At 43.1% G+C, this 4,342-nt stretch carries 5 protein-coding genes; 1 reads left to right on the forward strand and 4 read right to left on the reverse strand.

From position 1 onward, the window contains the following. The coding region (locus LC574_RS28660) for a DEAD/DEAH box helicase (protein ID WP_229457033.1) at window positions 1-1,409 on the forward strand (1,409 nt) is incomplete at its 5' end. A 176-nt stretch (window positions 1,410-1,585) separates the two neighbouring features. Here LC574_RS28660 and LC574_RS28665 read toward each other — a convergent pair. The 4 genes from LC574_RS28665 to LC574_RS28680 form a co-directional block, all read right to left on the reverse strand. Next, complete coding sequence (locus LC574_RS28665) at window positions 1,586-2,533, reverse strand: aldo/keto reductase (protein ID WP_229457034.1); 948 nt, start codon at window positions 2,531-2,533, stop codon at window positions 1,586-1,588. 419 nt (window positions 2,534-2,952) lie between these two features. Beyond that, window positions 2,953-3,177 carry a hypothetical protein gene (locus LC574_RS28670; protein ID WP_229457035.1) on the reverse strand — a complete coding sequence of 75 codons (225 nt, stop codon included), beginning with the start codon at window positions 3,175-3,177 and terminating at the stop codon, window positions 2,953-2,955. A 136-nt stretch (window positions 3,178-3,313) separates the two neighbouring features. Beyond that, window positions 3,314-3,721 carry a type II toxin-antitoxin system VapC family toxin gene (locus LC574_RS28675; protein WP_229457036.1) on the reverse strand — a complete coding sequence of 136 codons (408 nt, stop codon included), beginning with the start codon at window positions 3,719-3,721 and terminating at the stop codon, window positions 3,314-3,316. Window positions 3,722-3,894: 173 nt separating this feature from the next. Continuing rightward, window positions 3,895-4,101 (reverse strand): hypothetical protein, encoded by a 207-nt coding sequence (locus LC574_RS28680; protein ID WP_229457037.1) that lies wholly within the window; start codon window positions 4,099-4,101, stop codon window positions 3,895-3,897. Between the last annotated feature and the right edge of the window lie 241 nt (window positions 4,102-4,342).

The following is a 4,342-nucleotide window of genomic DNA, read 5'->3' on the forward strand; positions in this document are numbered from 1 at the left end:
GTGATGTAGTAGGTCAATCTCAAACTGGAACAGGCAAAACGGCAGCATTTTCACTGCCAATTTTAGAGCGGCTGGATGTTAATCAAAAAGCCGTGCAAGCGATAGTTTTAACACCAACTCGTGAATTAGCGATGCAAGTTCACGATGCGATCGGGCAATTTATTGGCAATGAAGGATTGCGGGTGTTAGCAATCTATGGTGGTCAATCAATTGACCGCCAAATGTTACAACTCAAACGTGGCGTTCACATGGTTGTCGGCACTCCAGGACGGGTGATCGATTTGCTCGATCGCGGCTGTTTAAAACTGGATCAAGTGAAGTGGTTTGTGTTGGATGAAGCTGATGAAATGTTGAGCATGGGCTTTATCGACGATGTGATAAAAATCCTCTCTCAAGCGCCTGTAGAACGCCAAACAGCTTTATTCTCGGCAACAATGCCACCATCAATTCGGATGTTGGTGAACAAGTTTTTGCGATCGCCTGCAACTGTCACTGTTGAACAGCCAAAAGCTGCTCCTAATAAGATTAATCAAGTAGCTTACTTGATCCCCCGCCACTGGACAAAAGCCAAAGCTTTACAACCAATTCTGGAAATGGAAGATCCAGAAACAGCTTTAATCTTTGTTCGCACCAGACGCACAGCCGCAGAACTCACCAGTCAGTTACAATCTGCTGGTCACAGTGTCGATGAATACCACGGCGACTTATCGCAACAAGCGCGGGAACGGTTATTAAGCCGATTCCGTAACCGTCAAGTGCGCTGGGTGGTAGCAACTGATATTGCAGCACGAGGCTTAGATGTCGATCAACTCTCCCATGTGATCAACTACGACTTACCCGATAGCGTAGAAACCTACGTCCATCGCATTGGCCGTACTGGTCGTGCTGGTAAAGAAGGAACAGCAATTTCTCTAGTTCAGCCATTTGAGCGCCGCAAGCAGCAGACATTTGAACGTCATAACCGCCAAAGTTGGCAATTGCTGTCAATTCCCACACGCGCCCAGATTGAAGCACGACACATTCTGAAATTGCAAGAACAGGTGCGAGAAGCTTTGACAGGTGAGCGTTTGGCTTCATTCTTGCCAATTGTCAGCGAACTGATTGAAGAATACGATGCTCAAGCGATCGCCGCAGCTGCACTGCAAATCGCTTACGATCAAACTCGTCCCGCTTGGTTGAGTTCAGACGTGGAAATTCCCCAAGAGGAATCCTCCGCTCCCAAACCCAGACTCGGTAAGCGTCGTGAATCTTCGAGCGATCGCCCCCGTTCTGCGTGGAAATCAGATAGCAGCAATGGTGAAGAAGAAAGACATTCTTCTCCCAAGCCCAAACTGCGGACAAGCCGTGAGTCTTCTGCATCTCCTAGTAAAAAGTTAGGTTCACCTACAGCGAGAGAATCAGCTTCTTAGTCAAGAGTTAATTAATTTTGGATTTTTTCTTCAATTCAAAATTCAAGTTGCGCTGGAAGCGCAACTTTGGTGCGACCCAAAATCTAAAATTGGCAGAGTTGAGAGTTAAAAGTCAAGAGTTAATATCTTGACTTTAGACTCTTGACTTTTTCGCTTTTTTAGACGGTTTAAAAATACTACAGCCAAGGACGACTAACTTGTTCTAACTCTCCAATTTCATCGTCGTTCAATCTCCAGCCCAAAGCACCAGCATTCTGCCGTACCTGTTCGGCTGTCTTCACCCCAGCAATAGGAATAACGTTCCCTTGAGCAATTAACCAGTTGAGAGCAACTTGGGCAGGAGTGCGATCGTATTTTTCTCCGAACTTGCGTAGTAAAGATATAACTGGGACAATTTTTTGCAGACCTTCTTTCTTAAATCGCGGGTCTATTTTCCTCCCACCAGTGGGGGTTTCAGCATTATCAATACTGTACTTGCCAGTGAGTAATCCTTGTGCTAAAGGACTATAAGCCAAGATAGTTACACCCAACTCACGGGCAGTTTTGATAATACCTTGGCTTTCAACTTGGCGACTGAGTAAAGAATAGCGTACTTGGTTCACAGCCAAAGGCACTCCCCGGGCTGCCAATATTTGATGCGCGTCTCGCATTTTCTCTGCTGAGTAATTACTTACACCGACTGCGGCAATTCTACCCCGTTTCACTTCATCCGCTAGGGCATTCATCAAAGTTTTTTGACTTAAAAAGAAGGCAAAAGGCCAATGCACTTGATACAGGGCAATTCGTTCTAATTGCAAGCGTTTGAGGCTATCTGTTAAAGCATCAGAGACGGATTGGGCTGTAAATCGCCAGGGTAGGGGGCCAAATTTTGTGGCGATTTGTACAGATTGTTGTGTCTGTTGCAGAAATTGTCCTAAAAATTTCTCGCTCTTTCCCATTCCGTAGACTTCGGCAGTATCAAAGAAGGTAACACCAGCTTCTAAGGCTGCGGTAAAGGCTTCTTGTAACTGTTCTGGGCCATAGCCGTTGCCATAATTCCAAAATAGTTGATCACCCCAAGCCCAAGTGCCTATGCACAAGGGTGTAACAACTGGGCCATTTTGCCCCAATGTGATGTTTTCCACGGTTGCAAAATTTAATTTCTTTACATTTCTTGACTTTTATAGTGTATCGTTACAGCGCGATCGCCACCATTTTGCCGCAACTCTTATTGTGCGACGCCGAATAGCCCGCACTTCTCTACGAGACGCTGCGCGTAGCTTGCTTCCACGAAGTGGTACGACAAAGCTCAGTGACCATCGTAGATATCGGGGTTTGCATAAAGATTTACAAATTACACCTGAGAATCTATAGGACTAATATTTGATTTCTGAAAAAGCTCGTACAACTCGAAAAGCCTAATTCCTTATTCCCTACTCCCTACTCCCCACTCCCCGCCTACGTAAATAATTTCAAAAATCAAATACGATTCCTATATCTATTCTCAAAATTAAGGGAGGCTAATAACCTCCCTTTTATAATAGTTGAGTGTATTTACTTGTATTTAAGAATTAGATGATTTATCCTGCTTGGCTTTTTTGATTAATTCCATGTAGACATTAATCTCACTAATTTCTACGTCATGCTCAACTCTGGTTACTTTCCATTTCTCCTTTTTTAGGTAAACTTCCTCTCCTACTCTGGGAATAAATTGGAGATCATAGAACTTTTTGAGAAAATCTTTTTGGTTTTCTTCCCATAATATTACTTTGGCTGATTCTTTACTCATTGCTTATGCCTTTTTAGTTACTAGATGAAGGTAAGTAGTTTGATGACATATATACGGCAAGCTTATCTCACTAATTCAATGGAATAGCGTAGTTAAAACCACATTTTCACAATGTTTCGACTGACCTGTGTAATGATCACGGAGACCACAATTCCAGACTCTTAAACCAACTCAAATCTCTGTAATCCAATGTCCAAACACTAGCATCATAAAGTTGAGCTACCGCTACAACAGAGGCATCCTCTAAACTTCCTTGCCAGTCTGGTATCTGGCGAACCATGCTGTAAATCTCCTGAAACATTTCCATGCTCACTGGTACAATAACTGTGTTCTCACTAATGACGCTTAGTGCAGTCATTGCAGCACGGCTCGATTGTTCTCGTAGCACAAACTTGTAAACTTCAAACAGCACTGGTAGAGGGGTTAGAACCTCACCAAACAATGCTGGTAACTTACTAAAACCCGCTTTGCATTCCTGATGGTAGTCATCTTGGACAGAAACTAAGGCAATCAGGGGGCCTGCATCCAAAACGAGACGCTTCATCCTTGTATCAAATAGTCTTCATTAGACCTCTTGCAAAAATAAATTATGGTACAATAGAATATTTAAAAATTTGCTTTCTATCTTTATCAGACATCCCAATGAGGTAACAAAAGTTCTCTGTATAGATTCTGGTCTGCATTTTTTCTAAAGCCCTTAATTATACCACAAAATAATTATGCAAGAGGTCTATTAACTGAAGCGTCTGTAGGAGCATTTTCCACGATTCCTGCCAACGATAGTAGCCTTGAACCATTTTTGGGGCGCAACTTTTCCGCCAGTGCTGCCTGTACAACACTTGATGGGTTTTGCTCTGGGTGATCTTTTAAGTATTGGTCAAGTTGTGTCCACAACTCATCAGGAATATAGAGTGTCCGTTTCATTTTATTAGCCTCTGAAGGTATAACACTAGTTGTACTCTGATTGTACTTGCTGGGGTGCGATCGCTATTTTTTAGCTATTTACTGCTCAATGTTGTGATAAGTGTTTGTTTAAGTTTTTTGACAAAGCTGTTAGCTATTAGCTATTAGCTATTAACCCGGTACATGCCTCGCCCCTCGTGGGCGAAAAATTAATCTTGGGGAGGTTAATACCCCGCTGTTAGCTGTTAGCGGTTAGCTGTTA

The sequence above is a fragment of the Nostoc sp. CHAB 5715 genome, from assembly GCF_020829685.1.
GTDB lineage: Bacteria > Cyanobacteriota > Cyanobacteriia > Cyanobacteriales > Nostocaceae > Nostoc.

Bases quoted from the DNA above. Each gene is read 5' to 3' on its own strand.
- LC574_RS28670 (WP_229457035.1), bottom strand. From the start codon at position 3,177: ATGAGTAAAGAATCAGCCAAAGTAATATTATGGGAAGAAAACCAAAAA.
- LC574_RS28675 (WP_229457036.1), bottom strand. From the start codon at position 3,721: ATGAAGCGTCTCGTTTTGGATGCAGGCCCCCTGATTGCCTTAGTTTCT.
- LC574_RS28680 (WP_229457037.1), bottom strand. From the start codon at position 4,101: ATGAAACGGACACTCTATATTCCTGATGAGTTGTGGACACAACTTGAC.